This window comes from Actinacidiphila sp. bgisy167 (genome assembly GCF_057707665.1).
In genome coordinates, this window is sequence record NZ_JBYIQP010000023.1 from 16,472 (window position 1) to 37,941 (window position 21,470).

Annotated in this window: 17 protein-coding genes and 2 pseudogenes; 9 read left to right on the top strand and 10 right to left on the bottom strand. The window is 74.4% G+C overall.

What is annotated here, in order from left to right; translation table 11 throughout:
• Window positions 1-349: 349 nt before the first annotated feature.
• Window positions 350-1,018 carry an ABC transporter ATP-binding protein gene (locus tag AC3ET4_RS11900; RefSeq protein WP_431948732.1) on the bottom strand — a complete coding sequence of 223 codons (669 nt, stop codon included), beginning with the start codon at window positions 1,016-1,018 and terminating at the stop codon, window positions 350-352.
• Window positions 1,019-1,327: 309 nt separating this feature from the next.
• Between AC3ET4_RS11900 and AC3ET4_RS11905 the strand changes: the two genes are divergently transcribed.
• From AC3ET4_RS11905 to AC3ET4_RS11920, 4 genes are all read left to right on the top strand, one after another.
• A complete protein-coding gene (locus AC3ET4_RS11905) occupies window positions 1,328-4,660 on the top strand; it encodes an FtsX-like permease family protein (RefSeq protein WP_431948671.1) in 3,333 nt (1,110 codons plus the stop codon).
• A 1-nt stretch (window position 4,661) separates the two neighbouring features.
• On the top strand, window positions 4,662-7,418 hold the full coding sequence (locus AC3ET4_RS11910; protein ID WP_431948672.1) for an ABC transporter permease: 2,757 nt from the start codon (window positions 4,662-4,664) through the stop codon (window positions 7,416-7,418).
• On the top strand, window positions 7,415-8,395 hold the full coding sequence (locus tag AC3ET4_RS11915) for an ATP-binding cassette domain-containing protein (protein WP_431948673.1): 981 nt from the start codon (window positions 7,415-7,417) through the stop codon (window positions 8,393-8,395). The genes AC3ET4_RS11910 and AC3ET4_RS11915 overlap by 4 nt, the downstream gene beginning before the upstream one ends.
• 153 nt (window positions 8,396-8,548) lie before the next feature.
• The gene (locus AC3ET4_RS11920) at window positions 8,549-9,535 is read left to right on the top strand and encodes an NAD-dependent epimerase/dehydratase family protein (RefSeq protein ID WP_431948674.1); all 987 of its coding nucleotides are present in this window, start codon (window positions 8,549-8,551) and stop codon (window positions 9,533-9,535) included.
• Window positions 9,536-9,595: 60 nt separating this feature from the next.
• Here the strand turns inward: AC3ET4_RS11920 and AC3ET4_RS11925 are convergent, their stop codons facing one another.
• Window positions 9,596-10,417, bottom strand: coding sequence for a tyrosine-protein phosphatase (locus AC3ET4_RS11925; RefSeq protein ID WP_431948675.1), 822 nt, complete (start codon window positions 10,415-10,417; stop codon window positions 9,596-9,598).
• Between the two features lie 147 nt (window positions 10,418-10,564).
• Between AC3ET4_RS11925 and AC3ET4_RS11930 the strand changes: the two genes are divergently transcribed.
• Window positions 10,565-11,341, top strand: a complete 777-nt coding sequence (locus AC3ET4_RS11930) for an enoyl-CoA hydratase-related protein (protein ID WP_431948676.1) — start codon at window positions 10,565-10,567, stop codon at window positions 11,339-11,341.
• 141 nt (window positions 11,342-11,482) lie between these two features.
• The gene (locus AC3ET4_RS11935; RefSeq protein WP_431948677.1) at window positions 11,483-12,934 is read left to right on the top strand and encodes an MDR family MFS transporter; all 1,452 of its coding nucleotides are present in this window, start codon (window positions 11,483-11,485) and stop codon (window positions 12,932-12,934) included.
• Window positions 12,935-13,273: 339 nt separating this feature from the next.
• On the opposite strand, the pseudogene AC3ET4_RS11940 reads toward AC3ET4_RS11935, so the two are convergent.
• Window positions 13,274-13,567, bottom strand: a pseudogene (locus tag AC3ET4_RS11940) (transposase); the annotation flags it as partial.
• Between the two features lie 442 nt (window positions 13,568-14,009).
• On the opposite strand from AC3ET4_RS11940, the pseudogene AC3ET4_RS11945 reads away from it, so the two are divergent.
• Window positions 14,010-14,138 (top strand): annotated as a pseudogene (locus AC3ET4_RS11945) (GNAT family N-acetyltransferase); the annotation flags it as partial.
• Here AC3ET4_RS11945 and AC3ET4_RS11950 read toward each other — a convergent pair.
• The 5 genes from AC3ET4_RS11950 to AC3ET4_RS11970 are packed head-to-tail and all read right to left on the bottom strand — an operon-like array spanning window position 14,087 to window position 18,595.
• A complete protein-coding gene (locus AC3ET4_RS11950) occupies window positions 14,087-15,226 on the bottom strand; it encodes a lysylphosphatidylglycerol synthase transmembrane domain-containing protein (protein ID WP_431948678.1) in 1,140 nt (379 codons plus the stop codon). The pseudogene AC3ET4_RS11945 and the gene AC3ET4_RS11950 sit on opposite strands and share 52 nt — an antisense overlap.
• Entirely contained in the window at window positions 15,223-16,074 is an 852-nt protein-coding gene (locus AC3ET4_RS11955) for an SAM-dependent methyltransferase (protein WP_431948679.1), read from the bottom strand. Before AC3ET4_RS11955 ends, AC3ET4_RS11950 begins: the two co-directional genes overlap by 4 nt.
• Window positions 16,071-17,195 carry a glycosyltransferase family 4 protein gene (locus tag AC3ET4_RS11960; protein WP_431948680.1) on the bottom strand — a complete coding sequence of 375 codons (1,125 nt, stop codon included), beginning with the start codon at window positions 17,193-17,195 and terminating at the stop codon, window positions 16,071-16,073. The genes AC3ET4_RS11955 and AC3ET4_RS11960 overlap by 4 nt, the downstream gene beginning before the upstream one ends.
• Window positions 17,192-17,590: a 6-pyruvoyl trahydropterin synthase family protein gene (locus AC3ET4_RS11965; protein WP_431948681.1), complete on the bottom strand. Its 399-nt coding sequence runs from the start codon at window positions 17,588-17,590 to the stop codon at window positions 17,192-17,194. The genes AC3ET4_RS11960 and AC3ET4_RS11965 overlap by 4 nt, the downstream gene beginning before the upstream one ends.
• A gap of 24 nt (window positions 17,591-17,614) precedes the next feature.
• On the bottom strand, window positions 17,615-18,595 hold the full coding sequence (locus tag AC3ET4_RS11970; RefSeq protein WP_431948682.1) for a zinc-dependent alcohol dehydrogenase: 981 nt from the start codon (window positions 18,593-18,595) through the stop codon (window positions 17,615-17,617).
• Window positions 18,596-18,710: 115 nt separating this feature from the next.
• Here AC3ET4_RS11970 and AC3ET4_RS11975 point away from each other — a divergent pair, with 115 nt between their 5' ends.
• The gene (locus AC3ET4_RS11975; RefSeq protein ID WP_431948683.1) at window positions 18,711-19,559 is read left to right on the top strand and encodes a CDP-alcohol phosphatidyltransferase family protein; all 849 of its coding nucleotides are present in this window, start codon (window positions 18,711-18,713) and stop codon (window positions 19,557-19,559) included.
• On the opposite strand, the gene AC3ET4_RS11980 is transcribed toward AC3ET4_RS11975, so the two are convergent.
• Both AC3ET4_RS11980 and AC3ET4_RS11985 read right to left on the bottom strand, forming a co-directional pair.
• Window positions 19,535-20,218, bottom strand: a complete 684-nt coding sequence (locus AC3ET4_RS11980; RefSeq protein WP_431948684.1) for a RibD family protein — start codon at window positions 20,216-20,218, stop codon at window positions 19,535-19,537. The genes AC3ET4_RS11975 and AC3ET4_RS11980 overlap by 25 nt on opposite strands.
• 232 nt (window positions 20,219-20,450) lie before the next feature.
• Window positions 20,451-20,807: an MmcQ/YjbR family DNA-binding protein gene (locus AC3ET4_RS11985; RefSeq protein WP_431948685.1), complete on the bottom strand. Its 357-nt coding sequence runs from the start codon at window positions 20,805-20,807 to the stop codon at window positions 20,451-20,453.
• Between the two features lie 166 nt (window positions 20,808-20,973).
• Between AC3ET4_RS11985 and AC3ET4_RS11990 the strand changes: the two genes are divergently transcribed.
• A complete protein-coding gene (locus AC3ET4_RS11990) occupies window positions 20,974-21,447 on the top strand; it encodes a winged helix-turn-helix transcriptional regulator (RefSeq protein ID WP_431948686.1) in 474 nt (157 codons plus the stop codon).
• The last annotated feature ends 23 nt before the right edge of the window (window positions 21,448-21,470 follow it).

A 21,470-nucleotide genomic window follows, 5' to 3' on the forward strand; every position in this document is an offset into this window, starting at 1 on the left:
CGAAGGCCGCCGTCAGCCCCGTCGCGACGGCGGCCTCGCCGCTCCCCGAGGAGGGGCGGCGACGAGGAGCCGGGCTCCCCCCGCGACGCCCGCCCGCCCCGGCGGCTTCCGCCGCACTACCGCGTGCCGCACATCACACGGGGCGGCTGGCGGGCCGGCGGCATGCACACGGTGGTTTCCACACCGTGGCTCACGGCCCGTCCCGGCCGGCCCGCACGGCTCTCGGGCACGGGGCGCGGTGACCGGGGCGTTCACCGCGCCCGTGCCCGTGGGCGGAGCCGGTCGGCCCATGCCCAGGTCCGTTCAGTCGGTCCAGTCGGCTCAGGTCCGTTCAGTCGGTCCAGTCGGCTCAGTCGGTCACGACGTGGCCGTCGCGCAGTTCGAGGACGCGGTCGGCGAGGGCGATGAGCGTCGGGTCGTGGGTGGCGACGAGGGCGGTGACGCCTTCGCTGTGGACGACGGCGCGCAGGAGTTCCATCACGGCGCGCCCGGTGTCGGCGTCGAGCTGGCCGGTGGGTTCGTCGGCGATGATCAGGGCGGGGCGGTTGGCCAGGGCGCGGGCGATGGCGACGCGCTGCTGCTGGCCGCCGGACATCTCACCGGGGCGCTGCTCGGCGTGCCCCTCGAGGCCGACGAGGGAGAGCAGCAGGGCGACGCGTTCCTCGCGTTCGCGGCGAGGGGTGTTGCGCAGCCGCAGGGGGACGCCGACGTTCTCGGCGGCGGTGAGGATGGGCAGCAGGCCGAAGGACTGGAAGATGAAGCCCATGCGGTCGCGGCGCAGCGCGAGCAGTTCGCGTTCGCCCAGGCCGTCCAGGACGGTGCCGTCGACCGTGACCCGGCCGGAGTCGGGGCGGTCCAGGCCGCCGACGATGTTCAGCAAGCTCGTCTTGCCCGAGCCCGAGCGGCCCTTGAGCGCCACCAGCTCCCCCCGGCCCACGCTCAGGGACACGCCCCGCAGCGCGCGCACGGCCGTGTCCCCCGTGCCGAATGTGCGCACCAGGTCCTCGACCACGACCATCGCATCGGAGGCCGCACCGTCGCCCACAGGGCCTTCAGGTCGCTCCAGCAGTCCCTCGCTCATGGCGGTCAGCATAGACGGCACCCGACGGCACCATCGTTCACATACCCGTAATAAAGTCATGCTTAGATCGTGATCAACATCTGACCGTCTGCCCCCCGCACCCCGCCTTCGGGTGACAATGGGACATCCGCGCGAATGCCGCACGGCGCCGGGCGTAGGCTTCAGTTCTTTTTCACACCTCATCACTCCGCGGTGAGGTAGCCCAACACTCGCAACACATCGTTACGGGCGTCGAGAACGGGGGGCATGGTGCCGGGCTTCGTCTTGCTGCGCCTGCGCGCGCACCGGCTGCTACTCGCTGCCGCACTGCTGTCGATCCTTCTGACCACCTGTGCGGTGGCCTCATTGGCGGCGTTCAGCGGCGCGGTGGGGGACGCCGGACTCCGGCGGGCGCTGCAGGGACCATCGGCCGGCAGGACCCTGATCGACGTCACGTCGGACGTGTCGGGCAAGGACATCCAGCAGGTGGACTCCCGCGTGCGGGCGGCCGTCGCGCAGGGCTACGACGGCCTGCCGGTGCGCGTCTGGTCGAGCACCCGCTCGGCTTCGTACGGCTTGCCGACACATCTGCGCCCGGCAGGGGCCCCGCGGTCGGGCGACCCGGACCTCACTCTGCTCGCCAGCCTCGAGCGTTCACGGGTGACGCTGGTGGAAGGCGCCTTCCCGGACGCCCCGCGCCACGCAAACCCCGTGCCGGTGGCGCTGCCGGCGACCGCCGCCCGTTCCCTCGGCTTGCGGCCAGGGGACCAGATCACACTGGCCGACCGGCTCGGCGGACCGCCGCTACGGGTCCGGCTGACGGGTACGTACCGGCCCACCGACCCGAACGCCCTGTACTGGCGGCTCGACCCGCTGGCAGGGCGCGGCGTGCGGACGCTGTCCTTCACGACCTACGGTCCGCTGCTGGTAGACCCGAAGGCCTTCACCACGGGCGTCGTTCCGCCGGCCGAGATGGCGTGGATGGCCCGAGCCGACTTCGGGGCCATGACCACCGCCCGCATCGACCAGGTCGGTCAGGACGTCCGTCGGACGGTGAAGCAGCTGAGCGCCATGGACTCCGGTGCTGTCTCCGCCAGCAGTGAGTTGCCAGGCCTGCTCGCCGACGTGAAGGGAGGGCTCCTGGTCAGCCGGTCGACCCTGCTGATCAGCACGCTGCAGCTGGTGTTGCTCGCCACGCTGTCCCTGCTGCTCGTCGCGTCGCTGCTGGCAGGAGAACGGGCGGGCGAGATTGCGCAGTTGCGGGTCCGCGGCGGTTCGCGCGCCCTGACCACCGCCCTCTCCGCCGCCGAGGCGCTGCTCCTGGTGGTGCCCGCCGCGGTGGCGGGACCGCTCCTGGCGGGCTGGTTGGTGCGGCTGCTGGCCGGGCATGGCGCGCTGCCCCGGGCCGAGGTGCGTCTCCAGCCCTCCTTCACCACAGCCGCCTGGGTGGCCGTGCTGACAGCGCTGGCCTGCGCGCTCGTCGTGCTGGCGCCGTCGTTGCGGCGTTCGGGCCCGTATGCCCGGGAGCAGGCGGCCGCAACGAGGCGACGTGCGCTGCCGGCCGCCCTGCAGGCGGGCGCGGACCTCTCCCTGGTGGTTCTGGCTGCTCTGGCGTACTGGCAGCTCTCCGGCCGCGAAGCCGGGACGGGAGTGCTGAGCGCCGACACGTCGGGGAAGCTGGGGCTCGACCCGGTGCTGGTGGCAGCGCCCGCACTCTGCCTGCTGGCGGGAGCCGTCATGGCACTGCGTCTGCTGCCCCTGGCCGCGCGGCTGGGCGAGCGGCGGGCGGCCAGGAGCTCCGGGCTGTACGCCTCCCTGGTGGGCTGGCAGTTGTCGAGGCGCCCGGGACGCGGCGCCGGGTCGGCGCTGCTGCTGGTCTTCGCCGTCTCGCTCAGCATGTTCGCGATCGCCGAGAACAGCAGCTGGTCGCTATCCCAGCGAGATCAAGCCGACTTCGCCGTCGGCGCGGACATCCGCGTGGACGGCTCGTCGACGCCGCCATTCGGGCAGGGCGGCGTCTACGACCGCCTGCCGGGCATCAAGGCCGTCACCCCGGCCGGGCGCTCCACCGTCTCCTTGCCTCAGGACCGGAACGCGACCCTGCTGACCATGGACGCGCCGACTGCGGCCCGCGTGATGAGGTTGCGCGACGACTTGTCCACCACTTCCCTGACGGAGCTCACGAAGCCACTGCGCACGGACGAGGCCGAGGAGGGGAAGGACGGCTTCGCCCTGCCCGCCGACACGTCCCGGCTTCGCGTGACCGCCCGCGTCCAGGCGTCCCGCCCCGGCGGCCAGGGGCACTGGAGCGAGGTGACCGACGAGCTGTACGCGACCGTCGTCGACCGCTACGGCGTCCCCTACACCATCGCCCTGGGGCTCGTTCGCGCCGACGGGCGGCTCCGCACGCTGGAGGCGGACCTGAGCACCGAGGCAGGAAGGGCCGCCGGCGCGACGCCGGCCGGCCCACTGTGGGTCACCTCCTTCCGGGCCCGCTATCTGGTTCCGCCACGCAACGAAAACCACCGGCTCACTGTCACCCTCGTGGCCGGAGTGACTGCCGCCGGGAAGGTGGAAGCGGTTCCCGCTCCCACCGGTGCGACATGGACCGAGAACGCGGCGATGCAGGACCCCGACTTCCCGACGAACCCGGAGAACGGCTACGTCCCCTCCTCTGCCGAGCCGCCGCGCTCCGACGCGCGCACCCCGCTGGCCGTCGACTACCGGACCGGCGAGGCGCCCTATGAGTCTCGTGGCGGCGGGGCCGAGGCATCCGTCACGCTGCGCGCCGGTCCGCCACCACCGCAAGCACTCCCCGCGGTCGCCACGGACGCCTTCCTCCGGGCCGTCGACGCCGAAGTCGGCGCCGAGATGCCGCTGGAGGTGGCAGGCGTGCAGCTGAGGGTCAAGATCACCGGCGCGGTCCGCGCGCTCCCCACTACCGGGGACGGGTCCGCGGGCAACGGCGGAGGTGCGCTTCTCATGGACCTGGCAAGTATCGACCAGGCGCTGTCCTCCCAGAACGCAACGCCGCTGGAGCCGTCCGAGTGGTGGCTCGCGACGGAGCCGGGCGCCGCCGGGCAAGTGGCGAAGACGCTCCGCGACCGCGGGGACGTCACCTCCGTGCTGGTGCGCGAGGAGGCGCGGGCGGAGTTGGGCCGCGACCCGCTGGGCGCGGGTCCGCTGTCAGCGCTGCCGGCCACGGTGGTGGCCGCCACGGTGCTGGCGGCCGTCGGTTTCGCGGTGGCCTCGGTCGGCGCGGTCCGCGAGCGCTCCACGGAGTTCGCGGTGCTGCGGGCACTGGGCGTCAGGCAGCGATCGCTGGCCCGGGTGATCGCGGCGGAGCAGGGAATCGTGGTCGCGGTCGCGGTGGCGGTCGGCGTGGTGCTCGGCGGGTTCCTGACCCGGCTGATCGTTCCGTTGATCGTGCTGACCTCCGGGGCGCAGACGCCGGTCCCGGCCGTACGGGTGGAGTTGCCGGCCGGACCGCTCCTGCCGCTGATCGCCGCAGTGGCCGTGCTGCCATTGCTCGCAGTGGTCCTGACGGCGGTACGAGCGGAAGATCCGGCGCGGGCTCTGCGCCGGCAGGGAGGTGAGTGACGTGACCGCATCCCGAGTGCGCCGTCAGGAATCATGGACATGGGCCCGCCTGCGGGCCGCGCCCGGCGGGGCGCTCGCGCTGGCCGCGCTGGTGCTGGTCACCGCGTTCCTGGCTGCCGCGCTGCCGCGCACCGTCGACGCCTACGAGGACGCCGCGCTGCACGACATGCTCCGCCAGGCGTCCCTGCCCGACCGAAGCGTCAACGCCACCGTTGAGGTGCAGGTTCCCCCCGGGGTCGACGAGAACCCGTTCCCGGAGCGCGACCTGGCCGCCACGGAGAACGCGTTCGTCCACGCCGTGCGGCCGCCGCTGACGCTGGACGCCTCACAGGGGGTACACGGGGTCCGCAACGCCGACCCCGCGCGCGCCTCCGCCCCGGAACTGCCTCGTCCCAGCCGGAAGTACGACCCGCGCATGACGCTGGTGGCCCAGCCCCGCCTCCACGAAGCCGCGCGGCTCGTCTCCGGGCGTCTGCCGGGCACGGCGAAGCGTGCCGGAGACGTGGAGGCCGTGCTGACGGCGGACACCGCGAAGAGACTCGGTGTGCGTACGGGATCCACCATCCAGCTCCCGACGACCAACGGCGGCCTGCTCACCGTGCGGGTGACCGGGATCGTCGCCCCCCGTGACGCCGGCGCGGCCTTCTGGAACGCCGAGCCGGACCTGCGCTCCCCGACGCTCGTCACCGTCCCCGGGTCGTCGCGCAGCGACCCCGAGCACTACTGGCACTTCAGCGCGCTCATCTCGACGGACGCCTCGGCGAAGGTCCTCGAGCTGACCGGCGGTGCCCTGCTGTACTGGCACCAGCCGGTCGACGTCACCGAGCTCGCCGCCCACGACGTTCCGGCCCTGCTCGACCGCCTGACCTCCTTGACCGGCGGTCCCGACGCGCAACGGCTGCGCGACGTCACGGGGACACCGGGCTTCACCGTCGCGCCGGACGGCCTGGCCTCGCTACTGGCGCCGTTCGACCGCGAGCGGGCTGCGGCGTCCCCCCTGGTCCTGGTGGCCACATTGGGAGTCGGGTCCGTGGCGGGCGTGGTCCTGCTGATGGCAGGCGGCCTGATGGCGGCGCGCCGCCGCACCGAGGTCCAGCTGCTGCGGGTGCGGGGCGGCGGGCGCGCCGCGCTGGCCCTGCGTCTGCTCGGGGAGAACGCGCTGATCGTGCTGCCCTGCGCGGTCGCCGGGACGGCGCTCGCCCTGGTGCTGGTGCCCGCCGGCCGCTCCGGTATGGCGATCGCGGCAGGCGCGGTAGTAACAATGGTCGCCACACTCGCCTCGCCCGTAAGGACGATGGCGCTGTCCGGACGCTTCGGCCTTCCCGAGCGGGAGGACCTCGCCGAGGCACGCCCCTCACGCCGCCGTACGGTGGCCGAACTGACCATAGCTGTAATCGTGATCGCCACTGTGGTGGCGCTGCGACGCCGGGGCACAGCGGCCGGAGAAGCGGACCCGTTCACGGCAGCGGCGCCGGTTCTGGTGGCGGTGCTCGCCGCGCTGGTCCTGCTGCGTCTGTATCCGCTGCCGCTGCGGATGCTGGCCCGGCCGGCGGCCCGGCTGCGGGGTCCGGTGCTGCACTTGGGGCTGGCGCGAGCGGGCCGGACGTCCTCCTCGGCGGCGCTGCCGCTGCTGGCGCTGCTGGTGGCGCTCGCGGTGACGTCGTTCGGCGGCTCGGTGCTCGCCGGTGTGGAGGCCGGACGGGACCACGCCGCCATGCGGGCGGTCGGTGCCGACGCACGCATCGACTCGGTCAACGTCCTCCCGGCCGGCCTCGCGGAACGCGTGCGGAAGGTGAGGGGCGTGCGCCACATCACCTCGGTACGCGTCGAGACGGGGCTGTCGACGGTCCCGGCCGGCACGTCGTACTCTCTGGTCATCGTCGATCCCGTGGCATATGGCGAGCTTGTCTCTGCCACGGGGCTCGGCGCGCCCTTCCCGGCGAGGGCGCTCGCCGGTGGCGACGACGGGGTTCTGCCCGCTGTCGTCTCGCCCCGACTGGCAACGGAGTTCCGCAGAGCCGACGCGACGGTGCTCGCGTACGCGGGTGCGACAAAGGTTCGCGCGGTCGCTGTCCAGGACGAGACACCGGCCGTCTCCGGCGGCGAGTTCGTCATCGTCTCGGCGCCCGCCATGGCGCGGGCCCACGCGGACAAGCCCGCCGCTCTCCTGGACCCGACGACACTGTTCGCGACCGGACCGACGCTGGACGGGCGAGGCCTCAGCGCCCTCGCGCGGCAGAAGGACGCGGGGCTCACTGTGGCACTGCGGGCGCAGGAGCGGGCCCGGTTCGGCGGCTCGGCCCTGCAGTCCGGTGCGCGCGACGTCTACCTGGCAGCGGTGGCGGGCGCCGCCGGCTACAGCGTGCTCGCCCTTCTCCTGTCGCTGCTGCATCACGCGCCACAGCGCAAGGCGCTGCTGGCGCGCTTGCGGACCATGGGGATGACAGGCCCTGGACGGCAGTGGCTTGCGGTCCTGGACATGCTGCCGCAGGTTCTGCTGGGCGCGATCGGTGGCATCCTGGTCAGTCTGGCCACGGTGTCCCTGCTGCGTCCCTCCGTCGACCTGACCGCCCTGGCGTTCAACTCCCGCGCGACGAACGCGGACATATCGGGCGCGGTGCTGCGTATCGACACGGCCTCGCTACTGCTGCCGGCGGCCTTTTTGGTGCTGCTGGCCTGTGTGGTGCTGGCCGTTCAGGCCTGGCTGACGGGACGACGGGGAGAAGCCACCGAACTCCGGATAGGGGAACGATCATGAGTCAGGACACAACCGTGGGCGCCGAGCGCGACCGCGTCACGCTGGCGGAGCTGGAACGACGGGTCAACGAGAGCCGGGAGCAGCCCGCGTACGGGCACGACGCCCTGATCGTCTGCGACCGGCTGGTGCGGATCTTCACCGCGCAGGGCGTGGAGGTGCAGGCCCTGCAGGGACTGGACCTGCTGGTGCAGCAAGGCGAACTGATGGCCCTGGTCGGGGCGTCGGGCAGCGGGAAGTCCACCCTGCTGAACGTCCTGGCCGGGCTGGACACCCCCACCGCGGGGGCGGCCTCCGTGGCCGGCTTCGACCTGCTCGCCATGGACGCCCGCTCGCGCCTGCGCTACCAACGCGAGGTCGTCGGCTTTGTGTGGCAGCAGACCTCGCGCAACCTGCTGCCCTACCTGACGGCCCTGCAGAACGTCCTCCTGCCCATGCGTCTGTCCGGCCGGGTCAAGGGCCGCAAGGCACGCGTCGACCGCGCCACCGAACTGCTGGACATGATGGGCGTCGCCTACTGCGCCGACCGCCGCCCCCAGCAGATGTCCGGCGGCGAACAGCAGCGCACCGCCATCGCCGTCGCCCTGGCCAACCACCCGTCCCTGGTGCTGGCCGACGAGCCCACCGGGCAGCTGGACTCGGCCGCCTCCGAGCAGGTCTTCGGCGCGTTCCGCACCGCCAACAGGGAACTCGGCACCACGATCGTCGTCGTCACGCACGACCAGGCCGTGGCCGAGGCGGTCGACCGCACCGTCGCCATCCGCGACGGCCGCACCGCCTCCGAGGTCGTCCGCCGCACCAGCACCGACGATGAGGGCCGCACCACCGTGCACGCCAGCGAGTACGCCACCGTGGACCGCTCCGGCCGCCTCCAGCTGCCGCGCGACTTCACCCAGGCTCTCGAGATCCGCAACCGCGTCATGCTGGAGCTCGAACCCGACCACATCGCCGTCCGCCCCGACCGCCCCGTCGAGGACTGACGGTCCCCAGGGCGCCCACGCGTCCGGGGCCGCCCGCACCGCTCGCCGACCGCACCATGGTCTGCGGCGCCCGGGCGGCCCCGGACGCATATCCCGTTGCGCCCAGAGCGTGATCGCCCATGCCGGGCCGCGCGAGCGGGCACAGTGGCCGGTATGAGACTGCTGACGCTGGGTGGTACGGATTTCGTGGGACGCGCCGTCGTCGAGGCCGCACTCGAACGGGGCTGGGAGGTGACGGTGTTCCACCGCGGCAAGCACCAGGCTCCGCCCGGCGCCACCGCCCTGCTCGGGGAGCGCGGTGCCGAGGGCGGTCTCGCCGCCCTCGCGGACGGCGAGTGGGACGCCGTCGTGGACACCTGGTCGGGCGCACCCGCCGCCGTGCGGGAGACGGCCCGTCTGCTGGCCGGCCGTGCCCGGACGTACGCCTACATCTCCAGCCGCTCCGTGTACACCTATCCCGCGGCGGCCGGACTCGACGAGGACGGTCCCGTCGTGGACGCCTCCCCCGGCGACGGAGCCGACGTCGACTACGCCCGTGCCAAGCGCGGCGGCGAACTCGCGGCCGCCGAGTCCTTCGGCGAGCACGCCCTCCTGGTGCGCGCGGGCCTCATCCTGGGGCCCTACGAGAACATCGGCCGCCTGCCCTGGTGGCTCACCCGCATCGCCCGCGGCGGCCCCGTCCTCGCCCCCGGCCCGCGCGACCTGCCCCTGCAGTACATCGACGCCCGCGACCTGGCCGCCTGGGTCCTGGACGCCGCGCGGTCCGGCCTGGGCGGCCCCTACAACCTCGTCAGCCCGCCCGGGCACACCACCACCGGCGAACTCCTCGACGCCTGCGTCGCGGTGACCGGCTCGGACGCCGAACTGCGCTGGACCGCACCCGAGGCGGTGCTGTCCGCGGGAATCGAACCCTGGACCGAGCTTCCGGTGTGGCTCCCGCCGGGCGAGCTCCACGACACGCTGCACACCGGCGACGTCTCCCGCGCCCTGGCCACGGGCCTGCGCTGCCGGCCCGCCGCCGAGACCGTCGCCGACACGTGGGAGTGGATGCGTTCCCTGAACGGCGCGGCACCCCTGCGCCCCGACCGGCCGGCCGTCGGCCTCGACCCGGCGAAGGAGGCCGAGGCGCTCGGCCTGTGAGCGACGCCGGCCGGGGGGCGCCGGCCGGTCAGGGGCGCCGGCCGGTCAGGGGGCGGTCAGTCAGGAGCAGGTCGGTTCGGGGCGGGTCGGTCCGAGGCGGGTCTGGGCCGGGGCGACCAGGACTTCTTTCAGACGGGCGAGTTCGGCCGCCGTCAGGCCGCGGTCGCGCAACCAGCGGCCCGCGCCGCCGTGGGCGGTGTGAAGGGTGCTGAGGAAGCGGCGCATGACGCCCGGCTCGGAGGCCATGTAGGCATGCTCCACCGCGGGGAGGTCGCGATAGGAGGGGAAGCGGGTCAGGCGGGCCCGGAGGCGGACGACGCGCTGCGCGGTGAGCGCGTAGTCCGCGGCGATGGCCGTTGCGGAGACCCCCACCGCGTCGAGCAGCAGGGCCGCGAGCACGCCGGTGCGGTCCTTGCCCGCGGCGCAGTGGAAGACGACGGCGTGGTGGTCGGTGTCGGCGACGACGCGGGCCGCCGCGACCAGCGAATCGCCGCTGCCGTCGAGCAGTCCGAGGTAGAAGCCGGTCGTGTCGCCGTCGTCCTCGGTCATCGCGGGGACCGCGTCGGTCACCAGCGCCTGCACCCTGCTGACCGGCAGGTTCATCCGGCGCACAGCGGTGTCCGCCAGCAGGCCGTGCCCCTCGCAGGCGGCCTCGTCGGGGGCGCGCAGGTCGAGAACGGTACGCAACCCGTAGCGGCCGAGGAGTACTTCGACGTCCTGCGCCGTGGCCTCCTGGAGGGTACTGGCCCGGAAGACGACGCCGCGCCGGGTCGTGCCCCCGCCCCGCACGGGCAGACCGCCCAGATCACGGATGTTGTCGACCTCCGCCAGCTGAACCCAGCGCGGCAGCTCGTCGGTGACGTCGTCCTGCTCGGCCTCCACGGCGCCCTCCTCGTACGGTCCCTGGCACATCGTGCCGTGCGGCGGCCGCCCGGTCCACCGGCCGGACCCGCCGGCGTGGGGCGTGGCGGTATCGTCGGCTGGTCCCCGCGACCGCACGGGACGACCACCGACCGGAGGGTGCCCGCCATGGCCCGGCCCGAGCTGTCCGGGGAGCCGCCGGTGCGCACGGAGCGGCACGGCCGGGTGCTGCTCATCCGGATGTGCCGCGCGCACAAGCGCAACGCCGTGGACCGGCAGCTGGCCGGGGCGCTCGACACGGCGTTCAACACCCTGGAGGACGATCCGGAGCTATGGGCCGGTGTCCTCACCGGCTCCGGCGGCGTCTTCAGCGCGGGCAGCGACCTGGGCGCCATCGGCGACTACGTCACCGAGCGCGGCGGCGAGTACGGGCTGATCCGCCGTCACCGGCGCAAGCCGCTGCTGGCCGCCGTGGAGGGCGCCGCGCTGGGCGGCGGGATGGAACTGGTCCTCGCCTGCGACCTGGTGGTGGCCGCGTCGACCGCCCGCTTCGGGCTGCCGGAGGTGCGCCTCGGCCTCGTCCCCACCTGCGCGGGACTGTTCCGCGGCCCGCGCGCCCCGCCCGTCAACCTGGCCAGGGAGATGGTGCTGACCGGCGACTGTGTCGACGCCGCGCGAGCGCACGCCGCCGGCCTGGTCAACCGCGTCACCCCCGAGGGCGAGGCGCTCGAGGGCGCCCTCGCGCTCGCGGCGCGGATCTGCGAGAACGCCCCGGTCGCCGTCCAGGCGAGCCTGACGGCGATGGACGCCTGGCTGTCGGGATCCGACGAACTGGGCTGGCGGGCCACCGAGGAGGCGACCCGCACCGTGCTGGCCTCCGCGGACGCGCGCGAAGGCATCACCGCGTTCCGCGAGCGGCGCCCGCCCCGCTGGACCGGCCGATGAGCCACCGGTAACCGGCGGGTACACGCACCCGGGTGACTCCGGCGTGCGCCGCGCCGGGGGCCGGGCTTATCTGGAAGCCGTGACCGGTGTCGTCCGGAGCGGTCCGCCGCGCAGGAGGCGCCCCGAGTGAGGAGCTTCCTCTTGGCACGCAGGATTCCGCCGACCACCGCGGTCGCCGTGGTGTTCGTCGCCGCGCTGTTCATGGCGATCATGGACACCACCATCGTCAACGTCGCCGTGCCGGCCATCGGTGAGGACTTCGGCGTGCCCGCCTCGGGGCTGGGCGGCGTCAACATCGGCTATCTGGTCAGCCTGGCCGTGTTCATCCCCGTCGCCGGATGGCTCTCCGACCGGTACGGCACCCGCCGGGTGTTCCTGGCCGCGCTGGTCGCCTTCACCGGCGCGTCGGCGCTGTGCGCCATGTCGACCAGCCTGGAACAGCTCACCCTGTACCGGATCCTGCAGGGCGCCGGCGGCGGCCTGCTCGTCCCGGTCGGCCAGACGATGCTCTTCCGGGCCTACCCGCCCGCCGAGCGGATCAAGGCGCAGCGCGCGCTGATGGTGCCGACCGCGATCGCCCCGGCCGTCGGCCCGGTGCTGGGCGGCTGGCTGTGCGACGCCGTGTCCTGGCACTGGGTCTTCCTGGTCAACCTGCCCGTGGGGGCGGCGGCCGTCGTCTTCGGCCTCCTCTTCCTGCCGGACTACCGGCTGGACCGCCCCGGGCGCTTCGACCTCCTCGGCTTCCTGCTGGCCGGTGGCGGCCTCTCGCTGACGCTGTACGCGCTGGCCAACGGCGCCGGCGACGGCTGGGGCACGACGGGCATCCTCGTGCCGCTGCTCCTGGGCGTCGCGGCGCTGGGCGCCATGGTGCTGGTGGAACGGCGGATCCGCATGCCCATGCTCGACCTGGAGCTCTTCAGGGACCGGCTGTTCCGGGCCAACACCATCGTGATGTTCCCGCTCAGCGCCGTCTTCCTCGGCACGGTGTGGCTCTACCCGATGTTCCTTCAGGAGGCGCTGGGTTTTGACGCCTTCGAGAGCGGCCTGGCGACCTGGCCGGAGGCGGTGGGCGTGATGGCCGCCGCGCAGATCGCCCCGCGCCTGTACCGGCGGATCGGGCCGCGCTGGCTCATGGTGGGCGGTTCGGCCGGGATGGGCGTCTGCGTGGCGGTGATGACCGGGTTCACCACGGCCACGTCGCCCTGGGTGCTGCGCGGGGTGCTCTTCGTCCTCGGCTACTGCATCGGGCACGTCATGATGTCGGCGCAGAACGCCGCCTTCGCCACCATCCCCGGCCCCTCGACCGGCCGGGCCGCGACCGTGTTCAACATGCAGCGGCAACTGGGAGGTGCCTTCGGGACGGCCCTCATCGCCACGCTCCTCACGGCGGTCGGCACGACGACCGTGACGGCGGGCGCCACCACGGCCAACCTGAGCGCCTACTACGCCGGTTTCGTGCTCTGCACGGGCCTGGCCCTCGTCTCCGCGGTCGCCGCCCTCTTCGTCTCCGACAAGGACGCGCTGGGCGTCGAGAGGCCCGGCCGGGGCCGCCACGCCCGCACCGGCAAGGCCGCGGCCTCGCCCGCCTCGTGAGGAGCGACCGGTCCGGTTCACTTGCTCAGCAGGGACCGAGCGGTCTCCTCGACCTGCCGGGCCTGGTCGTCCGTCAGGGGTACAGCTCGGCGGGCAGCGCTGCAGCGTGGGCGGCCGCCCCGTCGGGCGGCGGGACATCGGACGGCGGCTCGGCACCGGTCAGGACGGCCAGGTCCACGACGGGGATGCCGAGCACGGCCGCGAACCCGCCGAGCGGTTTCCGGGGTCAGCTCCTCGCGTCCGTGCCCCACCGCACCGCTCGTGGACGCCGTGAGGCACAGGCCCTTTACTGATCGTTTCAGAATGAGGTTCAGCAGGCGGCGGAGCATGTGAGGGGCAGGCCAGTTCGAGCAGCACGTGGTGGAGGTCGACGCGTTGTTCGTAGCGGGTGCGGAGCCGTTTGAACTGGTGCAGCCAGGCGAAGGCGCGCTCGACCACCCAGCGCACCTTGCCCAGTCCTGAGCCGTGGACGACACCGCGTCGGGCGATCATGGGCTTGATGCCGCGCTTCCACAGCATGCGGCGGTACTTGTCGAAGTCGTAGCCCCGGTCGGCGTACATACGCCGGGGCTTGCGGCGGGGACGTCCGCGCAGACCCCGGATCGGTGGGACCGCGTCCCGCAGTGGCAGAAGCCCCCGGGACGCCGGCCCAGCGTCAGCGCCGGCCGCCGCGGCGCGGCCGTTTCGGGCGCCACGGGACCGCACTCGACGCCGCCGAGGCCGAGGCCGTGGTGGCGCATCAGCCGTGCCATCGGCGCGCCGACATGCGAGGGACCCGTCATACGGGCAGCCTCCGCGGCCTGCCATCGAGGCATGCCCCGACTCGAACGCCTCCGCCCCGACCACGCCCCCGCGCTCCTGAAGTTCGAAGAGGAGAACCGGGCGTACTTCGCCGCGTCGATACCCGACCGGGGCGACGCCTACTTCGCGCACTTCGACGAGCGGCACCGGGCGCTGCTCGCCGAGCAGGAGGCCGGGCTCTGCCACTTTCACGTCCTGGTTGACGCCGTAAGGCGACGGCGACGGCGACGGCGACGGCGACGGCGGGATCCTGGGCCGGGTCAACCTGGTCGACGTGGCGGACGGGGCGGCCGAACTGGGCTACCGGATCGCCGAGAGCGCGGCCGGACGGGGCCTCGCCACCCACGGGGTTCACGAGGTGTGCGCCCGAGCCGCCGGGGAGTACGGGCTGACCGCGCTGTGGGCGGCGGCCACGCTCGACAACGCCGACTCGCGCGCCGTGCTGACCCGTCCCGGGTTCGTCTCCGTCGGGACGGTCGAACTGGACGGCAGGCCCTGGCTCCGGTTCGTCCGCGATCTGGGCAGCGGGACGGCGCCCTCCGCCGCCGGCTGACAGCGGGAGGCCAGGGCGCGCAGGGCCGGAAGGGCCGGCACGGCGATGCCGGGGAGGCTCGAGACGAGGATGAGCACGCCGTACACGACGGCGGTCCGCAGGCCCTGTTCGGCGCCCAGGCCCGCGGCGCCGAACGCCAGCGTCGCCGCCGCCTCCCGAGGGCCCCAGCCACCGATGTTGACGGGGAGTCCCATCACCAGCAGAGCCAGGACCAGCGGCGGTACGAGCGCGTCGACCGGCGCCGACGAGCCCGCGACGCGGGCCGCGACGACGAACAGGGCGACGTGGCCGGCGAGTCCCGCCGCGGACAGCGTGAGGACGCCGGGCCAGGTGCCGCGGTCGAGCAGCGCGCAGCGGACGTCGGCGAGCCCGGCGGTCAGCGCCCGCCGCCCCTGGGCGCCGCGCCGCCACAGCAGCCACCCGCCGAGGACCGCCAGCACCGCGAGCGCGGCGGCCGCGGCCTTCGCGGCGTCCCAGCCCGGCATGAGGTCCCCGGCGACGGCCTCGAGCAGGGAGGTGTGGGTCAGCAGGACCACGCCGCCGACGGCCATGACGACGACCTGGCCGCCGGCCCGCTCCAGGACCACGGCCCGTACGCCGCGGCCGACGTCGCCGGAGTGCCGGCCGTGCCGGACGGCCCGCTCGACGTCGCCGAGCACACCCGCCGGGAGCACCGCGTTGAGCAGCAGCGCACGGTAGTAGTCGGCCACGGCCCTGGACAGGCGGAGCCGCAGGCCCAGTCGGCGGGCGACCAGGCACCAGCGCCAGGCGCTGCACACGGTGGTGAACAGGCCGATGGCGAGGGCCGCGAGCACGGCGGGGCCGTCCACGACCCGCAGGCCGTCGACGAACGCGCCGGCGCCGAGCCGCCACACGAGCGCGGCGAGGATGCCCGCGCCGGTCAGCAGCCGCAGCCAGGCCCACAGCCGCCGCTTCACCGGCCCTCCCCTGCGGGCAGGGCGAGCAGGTCGCCGTGGCGGACGACGGCGGTCAGCCGTCCGGCCGCGCAGTCCGCGAGCCGGCGGCGCAGGTAGGGCTCCGCGGCGCCGGCCAGGCCGGGCTCCTGCTCGACTGCGGCGCCGACCCAGCCGCGCAGCCACTGCGCGGTGAGTGCGGACCGGTCCGCGCCGAGCCGCCAGGGGCTGGGCCGGGTCGTGACGGCGGCGCCGTACCGGGTGAACGCCCGGGTGGCGGCGGCGAGGGCGTCGGGACCGAGCAGTGCCCGGCCGCCGGCGCTTCGCCGCTGGTGCGCGTTGAAGGCGGCGGCGATGGCCGCGTCAAGCGGGTCGGGCGGCCCGAGTTCCACCTCGCCGACCACGCTGAGGCCGAAGAGCACGGGGACCCCGGCGGCGGTGCAGGTCGCGGCGAGCGCGTCGACCTCGTCGGCGGTGAGCAGGTCCAGCAGCGCGGAGGCGGTGACGAGCGACGTCCCGGCCAGGTCGTCCGCCGTGAGCCTCGTGAGGTCGCCCTCGTGCGTCTCGGCCGTGACGGGACTTCCTCCCGCCGTGCGGCCGGTGAGGCTCGCCGCCGCCAGGGCGAGCAGAGCGGGGTCGTGGTCGTGGAGGATCCAGTGCTGCGGTCCGGGCAGCCGTCCGCTGAGCCAGCGGCCCATGGAGCCGGTGCCGCAGCCGAGGTCGCGCAGGACGAGCGGGCCGCTGCCGCGGGACGTGCCCGCGAGGTGCTCGCGCAGCGGCCCGAGGAGGTCCGCGGCACGCGCCGCGGCGTCGGCGCCCTCGCGCAGGGCGAGCCAGTGCGGAGGGAAGGCGGCGGTCTCGGACGGGGTCATCGGGTTCCCTCCCGCAGCAGTTCCAGCACCGTGGCCATCTCCCGAGCGGCATGCTCCCAGCCGCGCAGCGTCGCACGCCGCAGGCGTGCCGCCGCCCGCAACCGGCCGCGCGCCCCGGCGTCGTCCAGCCAGCGGCGCAGCGCCGCGGCGAGCGCGGCGGCGTCCCCCGGCGGGACGAGGACCCCGGGTGGTGTGCCGTCCGGCGCCAGGCCCAGAGCGTCGGGCACTCCCCCGGCGGTGGTGGCCAGGACCGGGGTGCCCCGCATCAGGGCCTCGGTGACGACCATGCCGTACGTCTCGGCGCGGGAGGGCAGGACGAGCAGGTCGGCGGCGGCGTACTCCGCCGCGAGGGACTCGCCGGTGAGCGGGCCGGTGAGGTGCACGCGGTCGCCGAGGCCGTACCGGCCGATCAGTTCGCGCACCCGGGCGAGGTGTTCGCCGCTCCGGCCGTACGGGCCCACGCAGCGGCAGGTCCAGGGCCGGTCGGCGACCGCGGCCAGGGCCTCGGCCAGGACGTCGTGCCCCTTGCGCGGGGTCAGCGAGGCGACGCACAGCAGCCGCGTCCCGCCGTCGGTGCCGGAGGCGAGCGGCGCGGGGTCGGTGCAGGGCACGACGGTGTGCACCCGGCCCGCCGGCAGCGCGTGCCGTTCGGCGATGCGCCGGGCCGCCCAGGGACTGGTGGTGACGACGGCGGCCGCGGCACGCAGGGTCCGGCGTTCCAGGGCGTCGAGTGCGCGGGCCGCCGCGGGGTCGAGGCCGGTCTCGTCGGCGAGCGGCAGGTGCACCAGGACGGCGGTGCGCAGCCGGTGCGTGTGCGGGACGACGACCTCGGGGACGCCGCAGGCCACGAGCCCGTCGAGGAGGACGGCGGCGCCGTCCGGCACCGCCGCGAGCGCCCTTGCCAGTGCCTGCCGTGACGCGCTGTCCGGATACGGCCACGCACCGCGCACGGCCAGTTCCCGCAGCGGCCGGCCCGCCGCGGCCAGGCTCTGGCTCAGGCGGCGGTCGTAGACGTTGCCGCCGCTGGGCGTGGTGGCGTCGTCGACGTCGCCCGGGAGAACGGCGTACGCGGGGGCGGCCCCCGCCGGAGCGGGGGCGGCCGGGCGTGCGGGGCCGCTCACAGGGAACGCTCGTAGCTCGCCCAGGCGACGTGCGACTCGTGCAGGGTGACGCTGATGCCGGTCAGGCCGTGTGCGCCCGCCCCGAGCCTGCCCGCGGCCACGCGGTCGGCCAGGCGGTCGGCGATGACCTTGGCGAGGAACTCGGTGGAGGTGTTGATCCCGGTGAAGTCCGGATCGTCGTCGAGGTTGCGGTAGTTGAGCGCGGCCAGGACCGCCTTCAGCTCCTGGGTCGCCAGGCCGATGTCCACGACGATGTTGTCGGCGTCGAGTTCCGGGCGGCGGAAGGTGGCGTCCACCAGGAAGGTGGCGCCGTGCAACCGCTGGGCGGGACCGAAGACCTCGCCTCGGAAGCTGTGGGCGATCATGACGTGGTCGCGGACGGTGAGACTGAACACGCGGGGACACCCTTCGCCGAAGGACTAACCGGTTCGGTAGGCAATACGGTGGCAGAGCCCGGAGCGTTCACCGCCCGCGATCCGCCGCATCAGCGCGGGCAGTTCCTCGAAGTCGCTCTCGTCTGTGACGAGGGCGTCGTAGAGCGGGTCGGCGAGCAGGCGCAGGGCCAGTGCCATCCGGTCCGCGTAGGTGCGCCGGGTGCGCCGCGAGGGTGAGACGGTGCCGACCTGGCTGCTGCGCACGACCAGGCGGCGGGAGTGGAAGGCCTCGCCCAGCGGCAGGCCGACCCGCCGGTCGCCGTACCAGCTGAGCTCGACGACGGTGCCCTCCGGTTCCAGCAGTTCCAGGCAGCGGGCGAGCCCCGCCTCGGTGGCGCTGGCGTGGACGACCAGGTCGCAGCCGCCCTCCGCCGTGTCGGGGTGGGCGAAGCCGACGCCGAGCGCCTCCGCGACGGCGGCACGGGAGGGGTCGACGTCCACGAGCTGCACGCGCGCGCCGGGCACGCCCGCGAGGACGGCGGCGACGCTGGAGCCGACCATGCCGGCGCCGACCACGGCGATCCGGTCCCCGATCTGCGGCGCCGCGTCCCAGACCGCGTTGACCGCGGTCTCCACGGTGCCGGCCAGCACCGCGCGGCCCGCCGGGACGTCGCCGGGCACGGGCGTCACGGCGGTGGCCGGGACGACGTAGCGGGTCTGGTGCGGGTAGAGGCAGAACACGGTGCGGCCGAACAGCGCGGGCGGCCCCTGCTCGACCACCCCCACGTTGAGGTAGCCGTACTTCACCGGCCCCGGGAACTCGCCTTCCTGGAACGGCGCCCGCATCGCCCGGCGCTGACTCACGGGCACCCCGCCGCGGAAGACCAGGGTCTCGGTGCCGCGGCTCACCCCGGAGTACAGGGTGCGCACCAGCACCTCCTCCGGGCCGGGCTGCGCCAGGGCGACCTCCCGGATCTCGCCCTCACCCGGTTCGCGAAGCCAGAACGCACGCGCCGAACGCTCCACCGCTTTCCTCCGTACTCCATGCCGGGCGATTGGTACCCGCCGTCCGGGTGGGCCGGGCCCGTACCGTACGCGGCTGTGCCGCCCGGGCGACAGGTAGGGACGTCTCATGGCCCTGATGACCGTTGGATCGCAGTTCCGCGGGGGCACCGCCGGCCGGGGGCAGGCCGGGGCGGCGGCGGCGCAGCTGGCGCTGCTCGCGGCGCTGTGGGCCGCCGTGGGCCTGGACGCCGCCGGGTGGCTCGCCGGGATGGGCTGCGCGGCGGGCACCTTCGCGCTGCTGACCGCGGGCCTGCGGCGGGCGGGACGGCGCTCGCTGGGCCCGGCCGACCAGGTCACCCTGACCCGTGCCGTCCTCGTCGGTGGTGTGACAGCCATGGTGGCGGGAGGTGTGCCGGACGGCGCGCCGCTGCTCACCGGGCTGACCGCGGTGGCGCTGGCGCTCGACGCGGTGGACGGCAAGGTCGCCCGGCGCACGGGCACGGCTTCCGCCCTGGGCGCGCGCTTCGACATGGAGGTCGACGCCTTCCTGATCCTCGTGCTCAGCGCACGGCTCGCCCTCACGCTGGGCCCGTGGGTGCTGGTGATCGGTGCGATGCGCTACGCCTTCGTCGCGGCGGCGTGGGTGCTGCCGTGGCTCGGGGCGCCCCTGCCGCCGAGCCTCGCGCGCAAGACGGTGGCGGCGCTGCAGGGCGTCGTCCTGCTCGTGGCCTGCTCGGGGCTCGTGCCCGGCGGCGTCTCGGCGGCCCTGACGGTGCTCGCGCTGGCCTCGCTGATGTGGTCGTTCGGCCGCGACGTGTGCTGGCTGCGGCGCCACCGCCCGGGCCCGCGGTGCGCCGAGGGCGGCACTGCGGCCGCGGCCGGCGGCGCGGCGGAGGAGCCTCGTGCGCCGGCGCCCTCGTCCACGGGCGGCCGGGACCCCCGCCGACCTGGCCACCGCCGTCAGGCTTCCTGCCGCGGCAGGTAGCGCAGCAGCACCACATCGCCGATCTGCCGGGTCTCGGCGAGCGTCATCCGCCGCCGGGGGTTCTGCGGGAAGGCCGCGGGGTGCACCATGCGCGGGGCGCCGGCCTGGCCGACGAAGAACGGCGCGTACACCAGGTGCAGTTCGTCGACGACTCCGGCGCTGAGGAACATGGTGTGGACGACTCCCCCGCCCTCGACCATGAGCCGCTCGACGCCGCGCCGGGCGAGGTCCGCGAGCAGGATCCGGACGTCCAGCGGCTCGCCGGCGCCGACGACGGTGCAGACGCGGCCCAGGCGTCCGCTCACGCGGTCGCGCGCGCCGGAGGTCGTGTAGACGACCTTCTCGCACTCCCCCGTGGTGAAGAACCGGGCGCCCGGGTCCAGCTTGCCGCTCTGCGTGACCGTGGCCTTGACCGGTGTCGGTGACAGTCCCGCGCGGACCCGCCGCCGGCGGCGCTCGGCGGAGCAGACCAGGAGCCTCGGGTCGTCCGACCGTATGGTGTTGGCCCCCACGAGGATGGCGTCCACTCCCGCGCGCACCTCGTCGATGCGGTCGAAGTCCTCGGCGTTGGAGAGCAGCAGCCGGGTCGTGCTCGTGTCGTCCAGGTATCCGTCCAGCGAGGAGGCCGCGGACAGCAGTACGTACGGGCGCGATCGCATGGGACCACAGTGCCGCACAAATGCGTTCGCGGAATCCGGAGGTTCCGTAAGTCGCACGGTGGCTTCCGGATCGGCGAAGGGTCCCGCCGGTCATCGTGCGGCCTGGCCGGTCGGCCGTCGGCCCCGTCGGTTCGTCACACCACCGAGGGGCCGTCGGAGCCGTCGGACGTCGTCTCCGGCCGAGGGCGAGGTCGTCGGCCCGCGGGCACGCACACGGTCGGGAGCCCCGTCCTCACCCGCCGGCGGCCGGGGCCGGGCCGGCCGCCTCGGCGAGCCGCGGGGGCGCGGCCTGCTGCCAGGAGTCGGCGACGATGTCCCGCAGCTCGTCCATGTCGTCGAGGGTGGCGAGCCGGACCCGCACCCAGTTCGACCCGGCCTCGTGCGGCGGCACCCAGAACTTCTCCGGTTCGGCCGCGATCAGCTCGCCCCGCTCGTGCGCGGGGCAGCGCACCGCGAAGGACGACTCGTCGTCGGGCAGCGTCAGGAACATCTTCCCGGCGACCCGGAACGTGGGCATGCTCCAGGCCTCCTTCTCCACCGTCTCGGGCAGCGAGAGGGCGATGCGTCGGACGTCTTCGGAATCGGGCATGCGCCTACGGTAACCACCGCCTCCGACAACGGCCGGGGCGCTCCTCTCCTGGGCGGAGGGCTGGATAGTAAGAGGAAACCTAGGTGTACACTGTCCTTCCGCCACGACGCGGACGCAGCGACGTGGCCCAGCGGTGAGCGCATCGTTCAGGAGGTGGTGAGCGGACATGGCACGCCAGGTGTCCGGCCCCGAGGAGGACCAGCCGGCCTGCTCCATCGAACGAAGCCTGCAGGTCCTCGGTGAGCGCTGGTCCCTGCTGGTGCTGCGCGAGATCTTCGCCGGACGGCACCGCTTCGCCGAGATCCAGGCCTCACTCGGGATCGCGCCCAACCTCCTCAGCACCCGGCTCAAACTCCTCGTCGAGGCCGATGTGCTGTGCACCCGCACGTACCAGGAGCCGGGCAGCCGGCAGCGGCAGAGCTACCACCTGACGGACGCGGGGCGGGAACTCGACATCGTCATGGCCTCCCTGCAGCAGTGGGGCGACCGGCACCGGCCGCGTCCGTCCGGCCCGTCCGTGCGCCGGCGTACGCACTCCACCGGTCAGGCCGTCCGTGTCGGCTTCCTCACCGACGACGGGCGCGAGGTGCCCCGCTCGGACGTGCTCGTGACCGCGATGCGGCCCTCCGGGGCCGCCTGACCGGCTGGTGCTGCACGGGTGAC

Bases quoted from the DNA above. Each gene is read 5' to 3' on its own strand.
- AC3ET4_RS11990 (WP_431948686.1), top strand. From the start codon at position 20,974: ATGGCACGCCAGGTGTCCGGCCCCGAGGAGGACCAGCCGGCCTGCTCC.
- AC3ET4_RS11955 (WP_431948679.1), bottom strand. From the start codon at position 16,074: ATGACCCCGTCCGAGACCGCCGCCTTCCCTCCGCACTGGCTCGCCCTG.
- AC3ET4_RS11900 (WP_431948732.1), bottom strand. From the start codon at position 1,018: ATGGTCGTGGTCGAGGACCTGGTGCGCACATTCGGCACGGGGGACACG.
- AC3ET4_RS11905 (WP_431948671.1), top strand. From the start codon at position 1,328: ATGGTGCCGGGCTTCGTCTTGCTGCGCCTGCGCGCGCACCGGCTGCTA.
- AC3ET4_RS11975 (WP_431948683.1), top strand. From the start codon at position 18,711: ATGACCGTTGGATCGCAGTTCCGCGGGGGCACCGCCGGCCGGGGGCAG.
- AC3ET4_RS11915 (WP_431948673.1), top strand. From the start codon at position 7,415: ATGAGTCAGGACACAACCGTGGGCGCCGAGCGCGACCGCGTCACGCTG.
- AC3ET4_RS11980 (WP_431948684.1), bottom strand. From the start codon at position 20,218: ATGCGATCGCGCCCGTACGTACTGCTGTCCGCGGCCTCCTCGCTGGAC.
- AC3ET4_RS11930 (WP_431948676.1), top strand. From the start codon at position 10,565: ATGGCCCGGCCCGAGCTGTCCGGGGAGCCGCCGGTGCGCACGGAGCGG.
- AC3ET4_RS11920 (WP_431948674.1), top strand. From the start codon at position 8,549: ATGAGACTGCTGACGCTGGGTGGTACGGATTTCGTGGGACGCGCCGTC.
- AC3ET4_RS11985 (WP_431948685.1), bottom strand. From the start codon at position 20,807: ATGCCCGATTCCGAAGACGTCCGACGCATCGCCCTCTCGCTGCCCGAG.